The sequence below is a fragment of the Streptococcus suis genome (genome assembly GCF_016743335.1).
Lineage (GTDB): Bacteria > Bacillota > Bacilli > Lactobacillales > Streptococcaceae > Streptococcus > Streptococcus suis_Y.
Window position 1 is genome coordinate 1 of record NZ_WCJE01000079.1, and the last position, 3,311, is coordinate 3,311.

Sequence of the window (3,311 nt, forward strand, 5' to 3'; positions counted from 1 at the left end):
CGGGAATTCTACGAATTCCTCTTTTTTAGTCTAAAAAAAACTTACCAGCTTTGAAACTGGTAAGTAATAGTCTTCTATGGAACAGATTGAGTTTATCCAAGAAAACGCTGAAGGAATTCACGTGTGCGTTCTTCCTGTGGATTTTCAAAGATTTGTTGAGGGCTGCCTTCTTCGGCGATGACACCCTTATCCATAAAGATAACGCGGTCAGATACGTCACGGGCAAATTCCATTTCGTGAGTTACGATAAGCATCGTCAATCCTGATTTTGCCAAATCTTGCATGGTTTTGAGAACTTCCCCAACCATCTCTGGATCGAGAGCAGAAGTCGGCTCATCAAAGAGGATAACTTCTGGGTCAACAGATAGGGCACGTGCAATGGCCACGCGTTGTTTCTGTCCACCAGAGAGTTGACTTGGTTTGGCTTGCCAGTACTGTTCGGTCATGCCAACTTTGTTGAGATTTTCTTTGGCGATTTTCTCTGCCTCAGCTCGATCTCGTTTCAGTACCGTAGTTTGTGCTACAATGGCATTTTCCAATACATTTAGATTGTTGAAAAGGTTGAAGGATTGGAATACCATACCTAGTTTTTCACGGTAAGTCGTCAAATCATATCCTTTAGCCAAAACATCTTGTCCGTGATATAGAATCTGTCCTTCTGTTGGTGTTTCCAAAAGGTTGATAGATCGGAGGAAGGTTGATTTTCCCGAACCAGATGAACCGATGATTGAGATAACCTCGCCCTTTTCAACGCTAATAGAGATGTCTTTGAGGACTTGATTTTGTCCGTATGATTTCTTTAGATTTTTGATTTCAAGAATTACATTTTTAGTCATGTGGCACCTCGACTTGCATTTGGTTTGCACCTGTTGTGTATGTATCTGTATCAAAATGCTTTTCAACTGTGCGTAAGATACGTGTCACAGTAAAGGTTAGGATGAAGTAGATAATAGCAATAACCGTAAAGGTTTGGAAATATTGATAGGTTTGGGTTGCGACAGTATTTCCTGAGAAATAGAGTTCAACAACTGAGATAACATTCAATACAGAAGTATCTTTGATATTGATGACAAATTCATTACCAGTCGCTGGTAAGATGTTACGAATAACCTGTGGAAGGACAATCTTACGCATGGTCTGATTATGGGTAAATCCGAGAGCAGTAGCAGCTTCAAATTGACCCTTATCGACGGCAAAGATACCACCGCGGACAATCTCACTCATGTAGGCACCTGTATTGATGGATACAATGAAGATAGCGGCAAGTGTGCGGTCAAGATTGAGTCCGAATGCTTGGGCGGTACCATAGTAAATAACCATGGATTGTACAATCATCGGCGTACCACGGAAAATTTCGATGTAGATATTGATAATCCAACCGAGCACTTTTTGACCAATAGCAAGCGCCTTGTTTGCTGCTTTTGGAGCTGTACGGAAGACACCGATGAGGAGACCGATAGCAGTACCGATAATTGTACCGAGGATGGAAATGAGTAATGTCATCCCAGTTCCGCGCAGAAGTTGTTGCCAGTTGTTAACAACAATATTCCAAACTTGGGCGAAGAAACTAGGTGTTTCGCCCTCGCTGGCTTCTTCAACGGGCTGGTTTTCAATCATATCATCCATAAGTGCGATTTGCTCTTCTTCTGAAATAGTTGCTAAGACTTCGTTGACCTGAGCGATACGCTCGTCATCTTTGCGCATACCGACAGCAATGGTCACGTCTTCGGCATTGGTTTCAAAACTGTCTGCCAATTCAACCATTTTGAAAGCTTTATTTGCAGCTTCTGCTGTACGACCTTCTGGACGTTCAGAAACATAGGCGTCTATAATGCCAGATTCTAAAGCTTGACGGATTTGGGAGAAATCTCCCATGGCAGTCTGTTTGTTAGCCCCTTCAATTTGGTCAATCAAATCATAGAGGTAAACCCCTTGCTGGGCAGTGATTTTTGCGCCAGCAAAATCTTCCAAGCTGGTTGCATCTGCGTACTGACTATCAGAACGAACAACCAGGGTAGGAATTGAAGTGTAGTAGCTATCTGAGAAGGCGATTTCTTTCTTGCGCTCTTCTGTCGGGCTCATACCGGCGATAATCATATCGATTTTACCAGATGTAAGAGCAGGGACCAAGCCTTCCCACTTGGTTTTAACAACCAAGAGTTCTTTATCCATGGATGCAGCGATTTTTTTTGCAACCTGAACATCATATCCGTTGGCAAATTGATTGGTTCCCTCAATAGGAACGGCACCGTTGCTATCATCTTCTTGGGTCCAGTTAAATGGTGCATAGGCAGCTTCCATACCGACCCGCAGGTATTCGTCTGCCCGAACCCCTGTTGTTACAGAAAAAACAGCGATTAGGGTCAGCAGAAATATACTGAGTTTACGTTTCATAATGTCTCCTTTAAAATGCTATTACACCATTTTATTAAAAATTCTGACAAATTTCAATATCCTTGTACTATCATTGTGTTATTTTTTTATGGTATAATAATTAGAATTGAAAAAAGGAGTTTATTATGATTTTGGAATTGTTGAAAGCCATTTTTTTAGGAATCATTGAAGGGGTAACGGAATGGTTGCCAGTCTCTTCGACAGGACATTTAATTTTGGTTCAAGAGTTCGTGAAATTAAACCAAAGTAAGAACTTCCTAGAAATGTTTAATATTGTCATTCAGCTAGGAGCAATTCTAGCAGTTATGACCATTTACTTTAAAAAATTGAATCCATTTCAGCCTGGAAAAACCAAGCGTGATATTCAATTGACTTGGCAATTATGGGCCAAGGTTGTCATTGCCTGTATTCCGTCCATCCTAATTGCAGTCCCGTTGGATAATTGGTTTGAAGCGCACTTCAATTTTATGGTACCGATTGCGATTGCTTTGATTGTCTACGGTATTGCCTTTATTTGGATTGAGAACCGTAACAGTGGTGTAGAGCCACAGGTGACGGACTTAGCGAAAATGTCTTATAAAACTGCCTTGTTGATTGGGTGTTTCCAGGTCTTAAGCATCGTTCCGGGGACTAGTCGCTCAGGTGCGACCATTCTGGGAGCGATTATTTTGGGGACCAGCCGATCTGTGGCGGCAGATTTTACCTTCTTCCTTGGGATTCCAACCATGTTTGGTTATAGTGGCTTGAAGGCTGTTAAATATTTCTTAGATGGCAATAGCCTGAATATGGAGCAGGTATGGATCTTGCTAGTCGCTAGTGTGACGGCTTACTTGGTATCCTTAGTTGTTATTCGTTTCTTGACAGACTTTGTTAAAAAACATGATTTCACGGTTTTTGGTTACTACCGCATCATTTTA

General features: G+C 41.6%; 3 protein-coding genes. 1 reads left to right on the forward strand and 2 read right to left on the reverse strand.

All coding sequences use genetic code 11. The features are described 5' to 3' along the window. Nucleotides 1–92: 92 nt before the first annotated feature. On the reverse strand, nt 93–836 hold the full coding sequence (locus F9856_RS11805; protein WP_012775335.1) for an amino acid ABC transporter ATP-binding protein: 744 nt from the start codon (nt 834–836) through the stop codon (nt 93–95). Next, a complete protein-coding gene (locus F9856_RS11810; RefSeq protein ID WP_202106712.1) occupies nt 829–2,394 on the reverse strand; it encodes an ABC transporter substrate-binding protein/permease in 1,566 nt (521 codons plus the stop codon). The genes F9856_RS11805 and F9856_RS11810 overlap by 8 nt, the downstream gene beginning before the upstream one ends. Nucleotides 2,395–2,516: 122 nt before the next feature. Between F9856_RS11810 and F9856_RS11815 the strand changes: the two genes are divergently transcribed. Continuing rightward, on the forward strand, nt 2,517–3,311 hold a 795-nt coding region (locus F9856_RS11815), incomplete at its 3' end, for an undecaprenyl-diphosphate phosphatase (protein WP_202106713.1).

Excerpts from the sequence above, each read along its gene's own strand:
- F9856_RS11805 (WP_012775335.1), bottom strand. The coding sequence starts at position 836 with ATGACTAAAAATGTAATTCTTGAAATCAAAAATCTAAAGAAATCATAC.
- F9856_RS11810 (WP_202106712.1), bottom strand. The coding sequence starts at position 2,394 with ATGAAACGTAAACTCAGTATATTTCTGCTGACCCTAATCGCTGTTTTT.